The sequence below is a fragment of the Paraburkholderia sp. A3BS-1L genome (genome assembly GCF_051125215.1).
GTDB lineage: Bacteria > Pseudomonadota > Gammaproteobacteria > Burkholderiales > Burkholderiaceae > Paraburkholderia.
Genome location: NZ_CP120442.1, coordinates 2,799,858 through 2,816,566, shown reverse-complemented (window position 1 = coordinate 2,816,566; position 16,709 = coordinate 2,799,858). Strand labels below are relative to the sequence as shown.

Below are 16,709 nucleotides of genomic sequence, written 5' to 3'. Positions count from 1 at the left end.
CTCGCGCCTTAGGCGATCACGAAGAGCGGCTGGCCGTATTCGACCGCCTGGCCGTTTTCGACGAGGATTTCCTTGACGACGCCGGCTGCGTCCGATTCGATCTCGTTGAGCAGCTTCATCGCTTCGATGATGCACAGCGTCTGGCCTTCCTTGACCGTGTCGCCCACTTGCACGAACGGATCGGCGCCCGGCGACGGTGCGCGGTAGAACGTGCCGACCATCGGCGAGGTCACGACGTGGCCCTGCGGCAAGGCCGGTGCGGCCGCGGCGGGCGCGCCGGCTTCGGGTGCGGGGGCCGGAGCGGCAGCGAACGGGGCTCCGGCGAGGGGGGGGGCATATTGCGCCGCGCTCGGCTGCACGTAAACCGGCGGCGCATTCTTGACGATGCGCACCTTGCCTTCGCCCTCGGTGACTTCGAGCTCCGAGATGCCCGATTCGGAGACGAGGTCGATCAGAGTCTTCAGCTTACGTAGATCCATGGTGCAGCCCCCTTGCTATGCATGCGTGAGGTGCCGGCGCGCGCGCGGCACGGGATTGGTGTTGTCTTGCAGAATGCGTTGGTTTCTCGCCGCCGGTGTCACGCGGCCGAGCCGGCGGCGAGCCGGTCGAGCGCGTATTCGAGCGCGTAGAGATAACCCTTCCAGCCGAGGCCGCAGATGACGCCCTCGGCCTGGTCGGAAAAATACGAGTGGTGCCGGAAGGCTTCGCGGCGGTGCACGTTCGAGAGATGAACCTCGACGAACGGAATGCCGACGCCTGCCAGCGCGTCCCGGATCGCCACGCTCGTGTGCGTGTACGCCGCCGGGTTGATCAGGATGAAATCCGTGTGCTCGCTGCGGGCCGCCTGAATGCGGTCCACCAGTGCGCCTTCGTGGTTGCTCTGAAAAGTTGCCAGCTCCACACCCGCATCGGCGGCACGGTCGGCAAGCGCCTGATCGATCTGTGGCAGCGTCACGCGCCCATAGACCTCGGGTTCCCGTGTGCCGAGAAGATTGAGGTTGGGGCCGTGCAGAACCAGCAGTCGCGTCATGGTGGCTTCTTTTTCCGTGGAATTGCGCGAACTTTAGCGCTGATTAGAGAAATTTGTCTAGTTTTCCATACGATCGATATGGCCCCGAGCGCGGTTTGCAAGACGCGCAACGGCCGATCTCCCGCTAATTTCCCTGAATTCCGCAGCAAAAAGTGCTGTACGCCCGTTAAGCCCCGGTCAATTATTCCGCGGCAATTGCAGCGCGTCAGAGTGTATCAAGCGTGTGACGCAGCTCGTCCATCCTGATTTGGCCTAATTTTGTTGCACGTACCGTGCCGTTCGCGTCGATTACGACCGTGTAAGGCAAGCCGCCTGCTGCATTGCCGAACGCACGCGCCACATCGGCGCCGCCGAATCCGGCGATGTAGATCGGGTAATCGACTGGCACTTTCTTGAGGAAATTCTGGATGTTCGCGGCGGAGTCGACGCCGAGGCCGACGAACTGGATGCCTTTCCTGGCGTACTCGCGCTGCAGCGCGGAGAGCTCGGGCATCTCTTCGACACAAGGCCCGCACCACGACGCCCAGAAGTTGATCACGATCGTGCGGCCCTTATACATGGAGAGCGATTGGGGTTTGCCGTCGGGCGTGGTCACGGCAGCGGTCCACAACTGGCCGACCGCATTGGGCTTGCCGGCGACCGATGCCGCATCGGCTAAGCCGGTGTTGCCGCTGTTTGCATAATGTCCCGCCAGGATGCCGCCGCCGGCTGCCACCGCCGCCACTGCGACGCCGGCCAGAATCCGCTTCATGTTCATTGCTGCGTTTAAGCTCTATATGAGTCAGGTGGTGGAAGAGGTGGCACCGCTTTCGTTAATCAGCGCCTGGAGCGCCTGCGCATTCGCGCGCGGCAGACGCCCGCGGGCGTCGGCGCGCACCGCGCCGCGCAGGTCGTCGGTATTGTAGAGCGCAATATGGATGCCCACCGGCTCCTCGTTTCGCGACGGCTGCCACATGAAACTGAACGTTTCCACGTAGCCGCGCGCGGCGAAATGGCGCGTTTCCGAGACGTCATACTGCACATTCGCATTCAGAAGCCAGATTGCGACATCCTTCGCGTTGTCGCAGAAAATCTGCAGATGGATATCCGAGTGCTCGCCGGCCGTGCCGTTGAGCACCGCGCCGGTGAGGAACGGATTGAACGATTCAAGCCGCCGCATCCACTCGAGCGCGATTTCGCGCAGGCGCCGCAGTATCGCCGGCTGGTGATCGCCCTGAAAGAGGGCCTGATATTCGCGGATCTCGTCTTCGATCTGGTCGTTGTCGGGTAGCCAGGCGCCTTCGATGCGCGCGTCCCCCGCAACCTGCCGCGCGGCTTTGCGTTTGGCGGTGGCGTAGTCGAGCCCGTCCTCGGCAATCATCCTTGCTGCCGCGATGGCGATTTCCTCGCGCACGCGCTGGGGATCGAAATGTGATCTGCGAACCATGCGCTCATCATACTAGAGATCGTATGGCCTCCTGTTCGGCTTCCGGCGCCGGGTGCGCCGGCGGCAGCGGCGAAAAAGCCGCAAGGCGTCGGGTACAATAGCGATCTTTGCTCCGGCGGCCTTGCGCCGCCGTTCTGCCTTGCCCACGCCGGCAAACCGCCTGGCTCCGCTTTAACCCACTAACCGTTCACGACGCCCGCGTGGCGCGACAGGCTTATGCACATCCATATCCTCGGCATCTGCGGCACGTTCATGGGCGGTCTTGCCGTGCTCGCGCGCAGTGCGGGCCATACGGTGACTGGCTGCGACGCAGGCGTGTACCCGCCGATGAGCACCCAGCTCGAAGCGCAGGGTATTCGCCTGATCGAGGGTTACGACGCAAGCCAGACAGAACTCAATCCCGATCTTTATGTGATCGGCAACGTGGTTTCGCGCGGCAACCCGCTGATGGAGGAGATCCTCAATCGCGGCCTGCCGTACACCTCGGGGCCGCAGTGGCTCGGCGAGCACGTGCTGCGCGACAGGTGGGTGCTCGCCGTGGCGGGCACGCACGGCAAGACAACCACGAGCTCGATGCTCGCGTGGCTGCTCGAAGACGCCGGCTTGAACCCCGGCTTTCTGATCGGCGGCGTGCCGCTGAACTTCGGCATCTCGGCGCGCCTCACCGATTCGAGCTTCTTCGTGATCGAAGCCGACGAGTACGACACGGCGTTCTTCGACAAGCGTTCGAAGTTCGTCCATTACCGTCCGCGCACAGCAGTGCTGAACAATCTCGAATTCGATCACGCAGACATCTTCCCCGATCTGGCCGCCATCGAGACACAGTTCCACCATCTCGTGCGCACCATTCCGGGTGTGGGCCGCGTCGTCTCGAACGGGCGCGAAGACGCGCTCGAACGCGTGCTTTCGCGCGGCGTGTGGAGCGACGTAGAGCGCTTCGGCGTGCAGGGCGGTTGGCAGGCGCTGCCCGCTGAGGACGGGACGCCGCTCGATGAACGCTTCGCGGTCTATCACAACAGCGAGCGCGCGGGCGTGGTCGACTGGCAGATCCAGGGCGAGCACAACCGCATGAACGCGCTCGCGGCCATCGCCGCCGCGCGCAGCGTGGGCGTGCCGCCCGCGCAGGCTGCGGCCTCGCTGTCGACCTTCCGCAACGTCAAGCGCCGCATGGAAGTGCGCGGCAGCGTCGACGGCGTGACGGTTTATGACGACTTCGCGCACCATCCCACGGCGATCGAAACGACGATCGCCGGGTTGCGCACGCGCATCGGCAATGGGGAAGACGGCAAGCGCACGCGCATTCTTGCCGTGCTCGAGCCGCGCTCGAACACAATGAAGCTCGGCGTGATGAAGGCGCAACTGCCTGGCAGTCTCGCCGACGCCGACCTCGTGTTCGGCTACGGCGCGCCGAGCGGCAAGGACGCGCTCGGCTGGGATCTTGCGGGGGCGCTCGCGCCGCTGGGCGAGAAGGCACAGGCGTACCACGATCTCGACGTGCTCGTGAAGGCCGTGGTGTCGGCCGCCCGCCCTGGCGACCAGCTGCTCGTGATGAGCAACGGCGGGTTTGGCGGCGTGCATCAGAAGCTGCTCGATGCGCTCTCGGCGCGGGGCGCGGCGTGATTGTCTATCTGCACGGGTTTCGCTCGTCGCCGCAATCGTTCAAGGCGCGCTTGCTGGACGCGCGCCTTGAAGCGCTTGGGCGTGGTCGCGAATGGCTGTGCCCGACGCTGCCGGTGTCGCCGGTCGAGACCGTGGCGCTCGTCGAGCGCGAGATCGCGGCGCGTGCGCAAGCCGGCGAGCGCATTACGCTGATCGGCAGTTCGCTTGGCGGTTTCTTCGCCACGCATCTGGCCGAAAAGCATGGCTGGCGCGCTGTGCTGCTCAATCCGGCCGTGGTGCCGGACCGCGACCTGTCGAAGTATCTCGGCGAGCAGCCGCTCTGGCACGGCGGCGGCAGCATCGTCGTGGAGCCGCGCCATCTGGAAGAACTGCGCGCGCTGGCCGTTGCCGCGGTGACCGAGCCCCAGCGCTACTATCTGGTCGCCGCAACCGGCGACGAAGTGCTCGATTACCGCGAGATGCTCGCTCATTATCCGGGCGCCAAAACGCGCTTGATCGAAGGCAGCGACCACGGCATCAGCGAATTCGCCGATTACGTCGACGACGTGATCCAGTTCTGCGACGCACCTTGATGCGTCGCTTACGTTCGCGCCGCGCGCGAACGCCTATATGTATACAGCGGCACCGCCAGGGCGCGCCGCGCCCGCGGTCCGGCAAGTTTGAACGAGAGTGTTGAGTGAACGTTTTCTTTGAGGAATCGGGCAGTTTCAAGGCGGGCAGCGTGCTGTCGCGCCAGGGCGATGCGTTTCAGGTCGAGTTGCCAGGTGGGCGGCGCGCCAAGGTGCGCGCGAAAGACGTGCTGATCGAATTCGAGAAGCCCGCCGCCGGCGACCTGTTGGAGCAGGCGGACGCCGCTGCACAGGACATCGACCTCGATTTCCTGTGGGAATGCGCGCCCGCCGAGGAGTTCGCCTATACGACGCTCGCCGCCGAGTACTTCGGCGAGACCTACGGCCCGGTCGAGCGTGCCGCGCTCGTGCTGCGCCTGCACGGCTCGCCCGTGTACTTCCGCCGCAAGGGCCGCGGCCAGTATCAGCGCGCGCCCGAAGAGCAACTGAAGATGGCGCTCGCGTCGCTCGAGCGCAAGCGTCAGCAGGCGCTCGTGCAGGCCGGCTACGAAGAGGACCTCAAGGCGGGCAAGCTGCCCGAGGCGCTCAAGGACAAGGCGCTGGGTCTGCTCACGAAACCCGACAAGAACTCGATCGAATACAAGGCGCTCGAAGCGGCCGCCGCTGCGCGCGGCATTTCGATGCCGCGCCTGATGCTCGAATGCGGCGGCATTGCCTCGCCGCGCGCGCTGCATGAGGCGCGCTTTCTGGCCGAATTCTTCCCGCACGGCACCGGCTTCCCGGGCGTGGCGGTGGGTGCGCTGCCCGACGACCTGCCCGATGCGGCCGAGCACGTGCAGGCGTTCTCGATCGACGATGTCACCACGACCGAAATCGACGACGCCTTCTCGATCGAGCATCTCGCCGATGGCCGCGTGCGCATCGGCATCCACATCGCGGCGCCTGCACTGGGCATCAAGCGCGGCGATACCGCCGATATGGTTGCGCGCACGCGCCTGTCGACGGTGTACATGCCCGGCGACAAGATCACCATGCTGCCCGACGATTTCGTCGACGCCTTCACGCTGAAGGAGGGCGGCATGCGCCCGGCGCTCTCGCTCTACTGCATCGTGAACCGCGAGACGCAGGAGATCGTCGCCACGGAAACGCGCGCCGAGCGCGTGTTCGTGAAGAGCAACCTGCGCCACAACACGCTCGACGAGGTCGTGACCGAAGAGACGCTGGCCGCGGGCACGGGCGACTATCCGCATAAAGACGACATTGCCGTGCTGTGGCCGTTCGCGCAGGCGCTGTTCGAGAAGCGTCAGCAGGCGCGCGCGGGCTACGGCCTGCGCCGCGAAGTCCAGCGCAACACCGACTTCAACTTCTACGTGGATGGCGAGCACGTCACCATCTCTCCGCGCCGCCGTGGCTCGCCGCTCGATTTGATCGTCGCGGAACTGGCGATTCTCGCCAATTCCACGTGGGGCGCGTTCCTGCACGATCATGGCGTGCCGGGCATCTATCGTTCGCAGCGCGCATTCGGCGCGCCCATGGGCCCCAAGCGCACGCGCATGCAGACCAACGCCGCGCCGCACGAAGGCCTGGGCGTCGCGCAATACGCGTGGAGCACCTCGCCGCTGCGGCGCTATGTCGACTTGGTGAACCAGTGGCAGCTGCTCGCGTGCGTCGAGCACGGCGTGGCCGCCAAGCTGGTCGCGCCGTTCAAGCCCAAGGACGCCGATTTGTTCGCCGTCGTGCAGGGCTTCGACGAAACCTACACCGCCTACGCCGATCACCAGCGCCGCATGGAGTACTTCTGGTGCCTGCGCTGGCTCCAGCAGGAGATGCGCGGCGAGGACGGCCGCGAAGCGCGCCGCGAATTCCCGGCCACCGTTGTGAAGGACGATCTCGTGCGCTTCGAGGAAGTGCCGCTGCTCATGCACGTGCCCGCGCTCGGCGTGCACGCGCGTGGCACGCGCCTGATGATGGAAGTGCTGTCGATCGACGAGCTGACGATCGAGGCGTCGGTGCGCATGCTGCGCGTGCTCGACGCGCCGGTCGTGACGAGCGGCGAGCAAGCCGAAGACGACACGGGTGAGGACGAAGAACTCATCGAATCCGCCGACGCTTCCGCCGAGAGCGAAGCAGAGGCGCTGGCCGAAGCGCCGGCTGATTCGGCTGGTGCGGACAATGCCGCCGAAGGCGAGGACGCGCAGTCGCCAGAGCAGCATGCTACGGAGCCGCGCTCATGAGCGCCCGGCAAGTCCGCGACCGCTATGCCGTGGTCGGTAACCCGGTCGCGCATAGCAAGTCGCCATACATTCACGCGCAGTTCGCCGTCGCAACCGGCGAGCCTGTCGAATATGACCGGCTGCTCGCGCCGCTCGACGGCTTCGTCGAACACGTGCAGGCGTTTCGGGCCGCGGGTGGCCGTGGCCTGAACGTGACCGTGCCGTTCAAGCTGGAGGCGCACGCGCTGGCGGACCGGCTGTCGCCGCGCGCGGCGGCGGCGGGCGCCGTCAACACGCTGCGCTTCGACGAAGACGGCATTTTCGGCGACAACACTGACGGTTTCGGCCTCGTTCGCGACATCGAGGTGAATCTGGGCGTCCCGCTCGAGGGCGCACGCGTGCTGCTGCTGGGCGCGGGCGGGGCGGCGCGCGGCGTCGTGCTGCCGATGCTCGAGCGTCGGCCGCGCGAGATCACCATCGTGAACCGCACCGCGAAAAAAGCGCACGCGCTAGTAGAGCAGTTCGAAGACGCGGCGCGCGAGGCTGGCTGCCTCATCAACGGCGGTGGCCCGGACGCCATCTATCGCGACGCGATCGATCCAAAGCCCTACGATGTGATCGTCAACGCAACGGCCGGCAGTCTCGACGCCGCGCTGCCCGAGTGCGACGCTCGCGCGTTCGGCCCGGGAACGCTGGCCTACGACATGATGTACGGCGCCGAACCGACCGTGTTCATGCGCCATGCCGAATCGCTGGGCGCGCGCGCATCGGATGGGCTCGGGATGCTGGTCGAGCAGGCCGCCGAGTCGTTCTTCGTGTGGCGCGGCGTGCGCCCCGAAGGCGCGCCCGTGCTGGCCGCGCTGCGCAGGCAACTGGCAGCGCAGGCCTGACGCGCGCGCCGCCATGCGTAGAGAAGCCTCGGGGGCGCGCGCAGCAGGGCTCGGCAATGGGCAACGCAGTGGACAACCCGGCGAGCCGTTCGTGCACAGCGTTGCCGCGCTGAACGCGACGCGCCCCGGCTTGCTGCGCTGGCTCGTCTACGTGGCGCTGGTGTTCGGCGTCGCCTGGGCCGGGATGCAGCTTTTCTACTTCGCGCAGATTGCCGTCTGGAATTTCGCCGATCCGCAATCGACGGCCTTCATGCGCACCGACGAGGCGCGCCTTTCCGCCGACCGTCCCGATCTCGACATTCAGCACCAGTGGGTGCCCTACGACCAGATCTCGCGCAACCTCAAGCGCGCGATCATTGCGTCCGAGGATGCCAATTTTGCCAGCAACAACGGTTACGAAACCGACGCCATCCTGCAGGCGTGGGAGCGCAACAAGAAGCGCGGCCACATCGTGCGCGGCGGATCGACGATCACGCAGCAACTCGCGCGTAATCTGTTTCTATCGCGCGAGAAGAGCTATATCCGCAAGGGCCAGGAACTCATCATCACGTGGATGCTGGAGACGCTGCTCGATAAGGAGCGCATCTTCGAGATCTATCTGAATTCGGTGGAGTGGGGCAATGGCGTCTACGGCGCGCAGGCCGCCGCGCGCTACTACTACCGAACGACAGCCGCAAAGCTCACGCCGTGGCAGGCGGCGCGATTGGCGGTCATGCTGCCGCAGCCGAAGTATTTTGACGAGCACCGCAACTCTCCGTATCTCGCCCAGCGCGCGAGGGTGATCGCGCGCCGCATGGGAGCCGCCGAACTCCCGCCTTCGTCACAATAGCCTATAGCCCATCGGCTCAGACGACACACAAGCAAAAAGCGCCGAACGAACCGGCGCTTTTTTATTAACTTCCCACTATTGCGGCTTACTGGCGCGCAAGTCTCGCGTTGTCCGGCATCGGCATATTGAAGTTGGTGCGAAACGGATTGATGTCGAGGCCGCCACGCCGCGTGTAGCGCGCGTACACCGCGAGCCGGTCCGGTTTGCACTCGCGCAGGATGTCCATGAAGATGCGCTCGACGCATTGCTCATGAAAGCCCGTGTGGTTGCGGTACGAAATGATGTAGCGCAGAAGGCCCGCCTGGTCGATCTGCGGCCCCACGTAATGAATCTGCACGCTGCCCCAGTCGGGCTGGCCCGTCACGGGGCAGTTCGACTTCAGCAGATTGGAGATCAGCGTTTCCTCCACGGGCGACTCTTGCTGGGCGGCCTTGAGCAGCGTCGGGTCGGGGTGATAGATCTCGGTGTCCAGATCGAGCCGGTCGAGCGAGAGGCCGTCGAATTCCTCGAACGGGATTTTGCCGAATCCGCCCGGCTGATCGAGCCGCACGGAAACCGAAGCGCCGCACGCCGCCGACACATCGCGCTTGATGGTGTCGCGCACCACGTCGGCGGATTCGAACGGCGTTTGCGCGAACGAGCCCAGATAGAGCTTGAACGACTTCGATTCGATGATGTTGGGCGAATCGGCGGGAATGAAGAACGTGGCGATGGCAATCTGCGGCTTGCCGCGCGCATTGAGCCACGAAAGCTCGTAGGCGTTCCAGATATCGGTGCCGAAGAAGGGCAGTTGAGCGCCGATGCCGATTGCTTCGCGCGCGCCCGCGCGCGGAATCGGAAACAGCAGTGAGGCGTCGTACTGCTCGGTGTAGGTCGCGGCCTTGCCGAGCGGGGATTGTTCGGGAGTCATGATGCGCTGGTTTCAGTGGGGGCGTCGTTCGACGCGTTGCTCGTCGCGCTCGTTGCGCGCGCCGCGCGGTTTGCCGGATTCGCGGGGTTGGCCACGCCGCTCGCCACGTGGCCGGTTGCCGTGACCGAGCGGGCCGATTCGCAATGGCGGATCTGGTCGTCGAAGAAAAAGTCGGGCTCGAACTCGCCCAGGAACGGGCCTTTGTCGAGTCCGCCGAGGAACATCGCTTCGTCGATTTCGATGTTCCAGGCCATCAGCGTGCGGATCGCGCGCTCATGCGCGGGCGCCGAGCGCGCCGTCACGAGCGCGGTGCGGATGCGCATCGTCGCGTTGGCGTCGGCGAGCTTTTGCAGCCGGTTGAGCGCTTCGAGCAGCGGTTTGAGCGGCCCTTGCGCGAGCGGCAGCTCGCGATTGTCGCGCTCGTGGCTCACGAACGCACTCAAACCCTCGCGCTGAAAGATCTGCTCGGCTTCGTCGGAAAACAGCACCGCATCGCCGTCGAACGCGATGCGAATCTCGTGTGCATTGCGTTCCGATATTGTCGCCGAATTTGCTTCGATGCGTGGAAAGACCCGCGCGGCCGGAAACCCGGCGTCGAGCGCCCCGCGCACGTCCTCGGGGTTCGCCGAGAGAAACAGCGATGCGTTGAGCGGCTTGAGATAGCGCCACGGCTCGCGCCCGCGCGTGAACACGCCGCGCTGCACGTCGAGCTGATGCTCGCGGCACGAGTTGAAGGTGCGCAGCCCGCTGATGGGATCGCTGCGCGAGAGGATCACCACTTCCACGTGGTGTGCGCCGTTATTGAGCGCAAGCAGCTTCTCGATCAGCGCGAACGCGACACCGGGCTGCGCCGGCACGTTCAGGCGTTCGCGCTGCAGCGCCTCGTAGTCGCGCAGCTCACCGGTCTCGTAAACGCGGTTCTCTTCTTCGAAGTCGAAGAGCGCGCGCGACGAGATGGCGACGACGAGCTTGTCGGAGAGCGAAACGGCCATGATCGTCGGGCTTTATGCGAGAAACAACCGGTAAGCCGGATTCTGCGTCTCCTCCCAATGCGGATAGCCGAGCGTGGCGAGAAAGCGGCGGAACTCCGCGTCCTCGGCCGCCGGCACCTGGATGCCCACCAGAATCGAACTGTAATCCGCGCCCTGGTTGCGGTAGTGGAACAGACTGATGTTCCAGTTCGGCGCCATCGATGAGAGAAAGCGCATCAGCGCGCCCGGACGCTCCGGAAACTCGAAGCGGAACAGCCGCTCGTCGTGCGCGAGCGGCGAGCGCCCGCCCACCATGTAGCGGATGTGCTGCTTGGAGAGCTCGTCGCCGGTAAGGTCGACGCACGGGAAACCGTGATCGACGAAGGCCTGCGCGATCTGCTGCGACTCGCCCCGGTTGCGGATCTGCACGCCCACGAAAATGTGCGCGCGCTCGGCGTCGTCGATGCGGTAGTTGAACTCGGTCACGCTGCGCGTGCCCACGAGTTCGCAGAAGCGTTTGAAGCTGCCGCGTTCCTCGGGGATCGTCACCGCGAACACCGCCTCGCGCGCCTCGCCCACCTCCGCGCGCTCGGCCACGAAGCGCATGCGGTCGAAGTTCATGTTCGCGCCCGAGGTCACCGCCACCAGCGTCTGGCCCGTGATGCCCTCGCGCTCCGCGTACTGCTTGGCGCCCGCCACGGCCAGCGCGCCCGCCGGCTCCAGCACGCTGCGCGTGTCCTGGAAGACGTCCTTGATGGCCGCGCACAGCGCGTCGGTGTCCACCGTGAGCACCTCGTCCAGATACTGCCGGCACAGCCGGAAGGTTTCCTCGCCCACGAGCTTGACCGCCGTGCCGTCCGAGAACAGGCCCACTTCGCTCAACTCCACGCGCTTGCCGGCCTTCATCGATTGCGCCATCGCGCACGAATCGTCCGTCTGCACGCCGATCACGCGGATCTCGGGGCGCACCGCCTTCACGTAGGCCGCCATGCCCGCCGCAAGCCCGCCGCCGCCGATCGGCACAAAGATCGCGTGAATCGGGGCCTGATGCTTGCTGAGCACTTCCATCGCCACGGTGCCCTGGCCTGCGATCACGTGCGGATCGTCGAACGGATGCACGAAAGTCAGTCCGCGCTGCTCCTGCAGGCGCACGGCGTGCGCGTAGGCGTCGCTATAGGATTCGCCGGCCTGCACGACCTCGACGGTGGGGCCGCCGTGGGCGCGCACCGCGTCGACCTTGACCTGGGGCGTGGTGACCGGCACGCAGATCACGGCCTTCACGCCGAGCCGGGCAGCTGAAAGCGCCACGCCCTGGGCGTGATTGCCGGCCGAGGCGGTGATCACGCCGCGCTCGAGCTGCGCGGGCGTGAGGTGCGCCATCTTGTTGTAGGCGCCGCGCAGCTTGAAGGAGAACACGGGCTGGTTGTCCTCGCGCTTGAGCAGGACGGTGTTGCGCAGGCGCGCCGAGAGGTTCGGCGCCCGCTCCAGTTCGGTCTCGCGGGCCACGTCGTAGACGCGGGCGGTGAGGACTTTTTTCAGATAATCGTCGTGGGAGGCCATGCGAAGGATGCGTCGGGCGCGGGATTTGACGGGAAAACGTAAATGATAGCGCCAATGATCATGCCAGCAGCGGGCCAATTCCCGACTGCCCGGACGGCGAATCCATTGCGGCATGGCGCTTCGTGGAGATGTCAGGCCCGATTCATCTGCCTGTATCACGTGCTTGTCGCGTGAATGACAGAGACTGGCGTTTGCAAGATGGCAAAGTTCCCGGCACCGTCAGCGCAGGCGCGGATCATGCGTTAAAATCGCTTTTTGAAACAAGGATCGGAAGATGCACAGGCAGACTCGGATAGCCCATTTGATGCCCGCGCGGCGCGAGACCCGCCCCGCGGCGCAGCGGCAAGTCCGGCACGCACGATCGTGCCGCTAAGTCCGAGCGCCGGGGAACCATCGGCGTGAGTGCAGCCGCCATGCTTGCCCACCCCTAAAGTCCGCTATCAGCCCACCGCGAGCCAACAGCGCGCCACTACGCGCCGGCCGCGAGCCACCGGCGGACACGATTTCAGAATAGCGCCCCACGCGCCCCGTCAGCGTCCGCCATGCCCGCAGCGAGCGATATCAGCGAGCCACATGAGCGGGCCTGTCACCAAGAGTCGTCCAACCATGAACGCACCTCAAGTTTTCGATCCTCACGGCGCCGCCGCTACCGTGGCCGCCGATGTCGAACCGCGCCTGCGCGAGATTCCGTACAACTACACGTCCTTTTCGGATCGCGAAATTGTCATCCGCCTGCTGGGCGAGGATGCATGGAACGCGCTCGCCGAACTGCGCGCCGAACGCCGCACCGGCCGCTCGGCGCGCATGCTCTATGAGGTGCTCGGCGACATCTGGGTCGTGCGCCGCAATCCGTATCTGCAGGATGACCTGCTCGACAATCCGAAGCGCCGCGCGCTCCTGATCGAGGCGCTGAACCACCGCCTCGCCGAAATCGAGAAGCGCCGCCGCGCCGACCTCCAGGAGCATGCCGACAAGGAGGGCATGGACCGCGCCGCGCGCGTGGAAACGCTGGTCGGCGCCACCCGCCGCGCCATCGACGACTTCGCCGCCGAATTCGATAAGATGGCCGACCTGCGCCGCCGCGCGACCAAGGTGCTCGGCCGCTGCACGCAGAAGGACAACATCCGCTTCGACGGCATGGCACGCGTCGCGCACGTCACAGACGCAACCGACTGGCGCGTGGAATATCCGTTCGTGGTCCTCACGCCCGACACCGAGGCCGAGATCGCGAGCCTCATCAAGGCCTGCTTCGAACTGGGCCTCACCGTGATTCCGCGCGGCGGCGGTACGGGCTACACGGGCGGCGCGGTGCCGCTCACGCCGTTCTCGGCCGTCATCAACACGGAAAAGCTCGAGCAGCTCGGCCCGGTCGAAATGACCGACCTGCCAGGCGTCGACCGCAAGGTCGCGACGATCTTCTCGGGCGCGGGCGTCGTCACGCGCCGTGTGACCGAGGCGGCGGACGCCGCCGGCTTCGTGTTCGCGGTCGACCCGACTTCGCTCGACGCCTCGTGCATCGGCGGCAACGTCGCGATGAACGCGGGCGGCAAGAAGGCCGTGCTGTGGGGCACGGCGCTCGACAATCTCGCGTGGTGGCGCATGGTCGACCCTGAGGGCAACTGGCTCGAAGTCACGCGACTCGACCATAACCTCGGCAAGATCCACGACGTTCCCGTGGCGCGCTTCGAGCTCAAGTGGTTCGACGGCGAATTCGCGCCGGGCGAAAAGCTGCTGCGCACCGAATGGCTCGACATCGAAGGCAAGCGCTTTCGCAAGGAAGGCCTCGGCAAGGACGTCACCGATAAATTCCTCGCGGGCTTGCCCGGCGTGCAGAAGGAAGGCTGCGACGGGCTCATCACGTCCGCGCGCTGGGTGCTGCACAAGATGCCCGCGCACACGCGCACCGTTTGTCTGGAATTCTTCGGTCAGGCACGCGAGGCGATTCCGAGCATCGTCGAGATCAAGGACTACCTGTTCGAGACGTCGAAGCAGGGCGGCGCGATTCTCGCGGGGCTCGAGCATCTGGACGAGCGCTATCTGCGCGCCGTGGGCTACGCGACCAAGAGCAAGCGCAACGCGTTTCCGAAGATGGTGCTGATCGGCGACATCGTCGGCGACGACGCCGATGCCGTGGCCACCGCCACCTCGGAAGTCATCCGCATGGCCAACGGCAAGAGCGGCGAGGGCTTTGTTGCCGTGAGCGCCGAGGCGCGCAAGCGCTTCTGGCTCGACCGCAGCCGCACTGCCGCGATCGCCAAGCACACCAACGCGTTCAAGATCAACGAAGACGTCGTGATTCCGCTCGACCGCATGGGCGAGTACACGGACGGCATCGAGCGCATCAACATCGAGCTGTCGATCAAGAACAAGCTTCAACTCGTGGACGCGCTCGAAGCGTTTTTCAAGGAAGGGAAGCTTCCGCTCGGCAAGACCGACGATGCCAACGAGATTCCTTCGGCGGAACTGCTCGAAGACCGCGTGCAGCAGGCGCTCGACTTGCTCAAGCGCGTGCGCGAGCGCTGGACCTTCGTGGGCGAGAAGCTCGACATGCCGCTGCGCGAGGCGCAGCACTATCTCGTCCAGCTCGGCTACGAGGCGCTCGCGGAGAAGTTCGCCGATCGCACCGACATCCAGCCGGACGCCACCGTGTTCGACGTCACCCAGGACCGCACGGTGCGCATCTCGTGGAAGCAGGAGATCCGCGCGGAGCTGCGCCAGATCTTCAACGGCGGCGCGTTCAAGCCGATCCTCGACGAAGCCCAGGCGATCCACAAGAAGGTGCTGCGCGGCCGCGTGTTCGTGGCGCTGCACATGCACGCCGGCGACGGCAACGTGCACACCAACATTCCGGTCAACTCGGACAACTACGAGATGCTGCAGGACGCGCACCACTCGGTCGCGCGCATCATGAAGCTCGCGCGCTCGCTCGACGGCGTGATCTCGGGCGAGCACGGCATCGGCATCACCAAGCTCGAATTCCTCACCGACGAGGAGATCGCCGAATTCCGCGCCTACAAGCAGCGCGTCGACCCGCAAGGGCGCTTCAACAAGGGCAAGCTGCTCGACGGCGCCGACCTGCGCAACGCCTACACGCCGTCGTTCGGCCTGATGGGCTACGAGTCGCTGATCATGCAGCAGTCCGACATCGGCGCGATTGCCGAATCGGTGAAGGACTGCCTGCGCTGCGGCAAGTGCAAGCCCGTGTGCGCGACGCACGTGCCGCGCGCGAATCTGCTCTACAGCCCGCGCAACAAGATTCTCGCGACTTCGCTGCTGGTGGAGGCGTTCCTGTACGAAGAGCAGACGCGCCGCGGCGTGTCGATCAAGCACTGGGACGAGTTCAACGACGTGGCCGACCACTGCACGGTCTGCCACAAGTGCGTGACGCCGTGTCCGGTCAAGATCGACTTCGGCGACGTCACCATGAACATGCGCAATCTGCTGCGCAAGATGGGCAAGAAGAAGTTCAACGCGGGCAACGCGGCGGGCATGTTCTTCCTCAACGCGACCAACCCGCGAACCATCAACCTCGCGCGCGAAGCGATGATGGGCGTGGGCTACAAGGCGCAGCGCCTCGGCAACGACCTGCTCAAGAAGGTCGTGAAGAAGCAGACGGCGCATCCGCCCGCATCCACGGGCAAGCCGGCCGTGGTCGAGCAGGTGATCCACTTCGTCAACAAGAAGATGCCGGGCAATCTGCCGAAGAAGACGGCGCGTGCGCTGCTCGACATCGAAGACAACAAGATCGTGCCGATCATCCGCAACCCGAAGACCACGAACGTGGATTCGGAGGCGGTGTTCTACTTCCCGGGCTGCGGCTCGGAGCGGCTGTTCTCGCAAGTGGGTCTCGCGACCCAGGCGATGCTCTGGGAGGCGGGCGTGCAGACCGTGCTGCCGCCGGGATACCTCTGCTGCGGCTATCCGCAGCGCGGCTCGGGCCAGTACGACAAGGCCGAGAAGATCGTCACCGATAACCGCGTGCTGTTCCACCGCGTCGCGAACACGCTCAACTACCTCGACATCAAGACGGTGGTGGTGTCGTGCGGCACGTGCTACGACCAGCTCGCCGGTTATGAATTCGACAAGATCTTCCCGGGCTGCCGCATCATCGACATCCACGAGTTCCTGCTCGAGAAGGGCATCAAGCTCGATGGCGTGACGGGTACGCGCTACATGTACCACGACCCGTGTCACACGCCGATCAAGACGATGGACCCGGTCAAGCTCGTGAACGAGCTGATGGGGGCAGAGAAGGATGGCTACAAGATCGAGAAGAACGAGCGTTGCTGCGGCGAATCGGGCACGCTCGCCGTGACACGGCCGGATGTCTCGACGCAGGTGCGTTTCCGCAAGGAAGAGGAAATCCGCAAGGGCGCGGCGAAACTGCGCGGCATCCCTATCGTTGGCAATGGCGCGAACGGGGTGCAGCCGGCCACGCAGCAGGAAGCGGGCGGGCAGGGCGGAACGCAGGACGTCAAGATTCTGACGAGCTGCCCGTCGTGCCTCCAGGGTCTGTCGCGGTACAACGAGGACGCCAACATCGAAGCCGACTACATCGTGGTGGAAATCGCCCGACACGTGCTTGGCGAAAACTGGATGGCGGACTACGTTCAGAAGGCGAACAATGGCGGAATCGAGCGCGTGCTGGTTTAATGGCAGCGCCAATTTTTCCGTAACACGGGTTCGAGGAC

Annotated in this window: 12 protein-coding genes and 1 pseudogene; 6 read left to right on the top strand and 7 right to left on the bottom strand. The window is 65.3% G+C overall.

The window, feature by feature from the left end; genetic code table 11:
- Positions 1-8 precede the first annotated feature (8 nt).
- The 4 genes from accB to P5W99_RS12795 form a co-directional block, all read right to left on the bottom strand.
- A complete protein-coding gene (gene accB, locus P5W99_RS12810; protein WP_421024780.1) occupies positions 9-479 on the bottom strand; it encodes an acetyl-CoA carboxylase biotin carboxyl carrier protein in 471 nt (156 codons plus the stop codon).
- Positions 480-577: 98 nt separating this feature from the next.
- Positions 578-1,030, bottom strand: a complete 453-nt coding sequence (aroQ, locus tag P5W99_RS12805) for a type II 3-dehydroquinate dehydratase (RefSeq protein ID WP_129562848.1) — start codon at positions 1,028-1,030, stop codon at positions 578-580.
- A gap of 205 nt (positions 1,031-1,235) precedes the next feature.
- The gene (locus P5W99_RS12800) at positions 1,236-1,781 is read right to left on the bottom strand and encodes a TlpA family protein disulfide reductase (RefSeq protein WP_421024779.1); all 546 of its coding nucleotides are present in this window, start codon (positions 1,779-1,781) and stop codon (positions 1,236-1,238) included.
- A 30-nt stretch (positions 1,782-1,811) separates the two neighbouring features.
- Positions 1,812-2,456: a UDP-N-acetylmuramate--alanine ligase gene (locus P5W99_RS12795; protein ID WP_421024778.1), complete on the bottom strand. Its 645-nt coding sequence runs from the start codon at positions 2,454-2,456 to the stop codon at positions 1,812-1,814.
- 216 nt (positions 2,457-2,672) lie between these two features.
- Here P5W99_RS12795 and mpl point away from each other — a divergent pair, with 216 nt between their 5' ends.
- The 5 genes from mpl to mtgA all read left to right on the top strand — a co-directional run bounded on the left by mpl (position 2,673) and on the right by mtgA (position 8,577).
- Complete coding sequence (gene mpl, locus P5W99_RS12790) at positions 2,673-4,076, top strand: UDP-N-acetylmuramate:L-alanyl-gamma-D-glutamyl-meso-diaminopimelate ligase (RefSeq protein WP_421024777.1); 1,404 nt, start codon at positions 2,673-2,675, stop codon at positions 4,074-4,076.
- Positions 4,073-4,648 carry a YqiA/YcfP family alpha/beta fold hydrolase gene (locus P5W99_RS12785; RefSeq protein WP_421024776.1) on the top strand — a complete coding sequence of 192 codons (576 nt, stop codon included), beginning with the start codon at positions 4,073-4,075 and terminating at the stop codon, positions 4,646-4,648. The genes mpl and P5W99_RS12785 overlap by 4 nt, the downstream gene beginning before the upstream one ends.
- A 104-nt stretch (positions 4,649-4,752) precedes the next feature.
- Positions 4,753-6,879 carry a ribonuclease catalytic domain-containing protein gene (locus P5W99_RS12780; protein ID WP_434661007.1) on the top strand — a complete coding sequence of 709 codons (2,127 nt, stop codon included), beginning with the start codon at positions 4,753-4,755 and terminating at the stop codon, positions 6,877-6,879.
- Positions 6,876-7,748: a shikimate dehydrogenase gene (aroE, locus tag P5W99_RS12775; RefSeq protein ID WP_421024774.1), complete on the top strand. Its 873-nt coding sequence runs from the start codon at positions 6,876-6,878 to the stop codon at positions 7,746-7,748. The genes P5W99_RS12780 and aroE overlap by 4 nt, the downstream gene beginning before the upstream one ends.
- A gap of 13 nt (positions 7,749-7,761) precedes the next feature.
- Complete coding sequence (gene mtgA / locus P5W99_RS12770) at positions 7,762-8,577, top strand: monofunctional biosynthetic peptidoglycan transglycosylase (RefSeq protein WP_421024773.1); 816 nt, start codon at positions 7,762-7,764, stop codon at positions 8,575-8,577.
- 85 nt (positions 8,578-8,662) lie between these two features.
- Here the strand turns inward: mtgA and queF are convergent, their stop codons facing one another.
- From queF to ilvA, 3 genes and pseudogenes are all read right to left on the bottom strand, one after another.
- Positions 8,663-9,487 carry an NADPH-dependent 7-cyano-7-deazaguanine reductase QueF gene (queF, locus tag P5W99_RS12765; RefSeq protein WP_421024772.1) on the bottom strand — a complete coding sequence of 275 codons (825 nt, stop codon included), beginning with the start codon at positions 9,485-9,487 and terminating at the stop codon, positions 8,663-8,665.
- Between the two features lie 86 nt (positions 9,488-9,573).
- Positions 9,574-10,479: pseudogene (locus tag P5W99_RS12760) on the bottom strand (5'-nucleotidase); the annotation flags it as partial.
- A gap of 12 nt (positions 10,480-10,491) precedes the next feature.
- Positions 10,492-12,018 carry a threonine ammonia-lyase, biosynthetic gene (ilvA, locus tag P5W99_RS12755; protein ID WP_421024771.1) on the bottom strand — a complete coding sequence of 509 codons (1,527 nt, stop codon included), beginning with the start codon at positions 12,016-12,018 and terminating at the stop codon, positions 10,492-10,494.
- Between the two features lie 606 nt (positions 12,019-12,624).
- Here ilvA and P5W99_RS12750 point away from each other — a divergent pair.
- Complete coding sequence (locus P5W99_RS12750; RefSeq protein WP_434661004.1) at positions 12,625-16,671, top strand: DUF3683 domain-containing protein; 4,047 nt, start codon at positions 12,625-12,627, stop codon at positions 16,669-16,671.
- Positions 16,672-16,709: the final 38 nt, after the last annotated feature.

Excerpts from the sequence above, each read along its gene's own strand:
- accB (WP_421024780.1), bottom strand. The coding sequence starts at position 479 with ATGGATCTACGTAAGCTGAAGACTCTGATCGACCTCGTCTCCGAATCG.
- aroQ (WP_129562848.1), bottom strand. The coding sequence starts at position 1,030 with ATGACGCGACTGCTGGTTCTGCACGGCCCCAACCTCAATCTTCTCGGC.
- P5W99_RS12800 (WP_421024779.1), bottom strand. The coding sequence starts at position 1,781 with ATGAAGCGGATTCTGGCCGGCGTCGCAGTGGCGGCGGTGGCAGCCGGC.
- P5W99_RS12795 (WP_421024778.1), bottom strand. The coding sequence starts at position 2,456 with ATGGTTCGCAGATCACATTTCGATCCCCAGCGCGTGCGCGAGGAAATC.
- mpl (WP_421024777.1), top strand. The coding sequence starts at position 2,673 with ATGCACATCCATATCCTCGGCATCTGCGGCACGTTCATGGGCGGTCTT.
- aroE (WP_421024774.1), top strand. The coding sequence starts at position 6,876 with ATGAGCGCCCGGCAAGTCCGCGACCGCTATGCCGTGGTCGGTAACCCG.
- mtgA (WP_421024773.1), top strand. The coding sequence starts at position 7,762 with ATGCGTAGAGAAGCCTCGGGGGCGCGCGCAGCAGGGCTCGGCAATGGG.
- queF (WP_421024772.1), bottom strand. The coding sequence starts at position 9,487 with ATGACTCCCGAACAATCCCCGCTCGGCAAGGCCGCGACCTACACCGAG.
- ilvA (WP_421024771.1), bottom strand. The coding sequence starts at position 12,018 with ATGGCCTCCCACGACGATTATCTGAAAAAAGTCCTCACCGCCCGCGTC.
- P5W99_RS12750 (WP_434661004.1), top strand. The coding sequence starts at position 12,625 with ATGAACGCACCTCAAGTTTTCGATCCTCACGGCGCCGCCGCTACCGTG.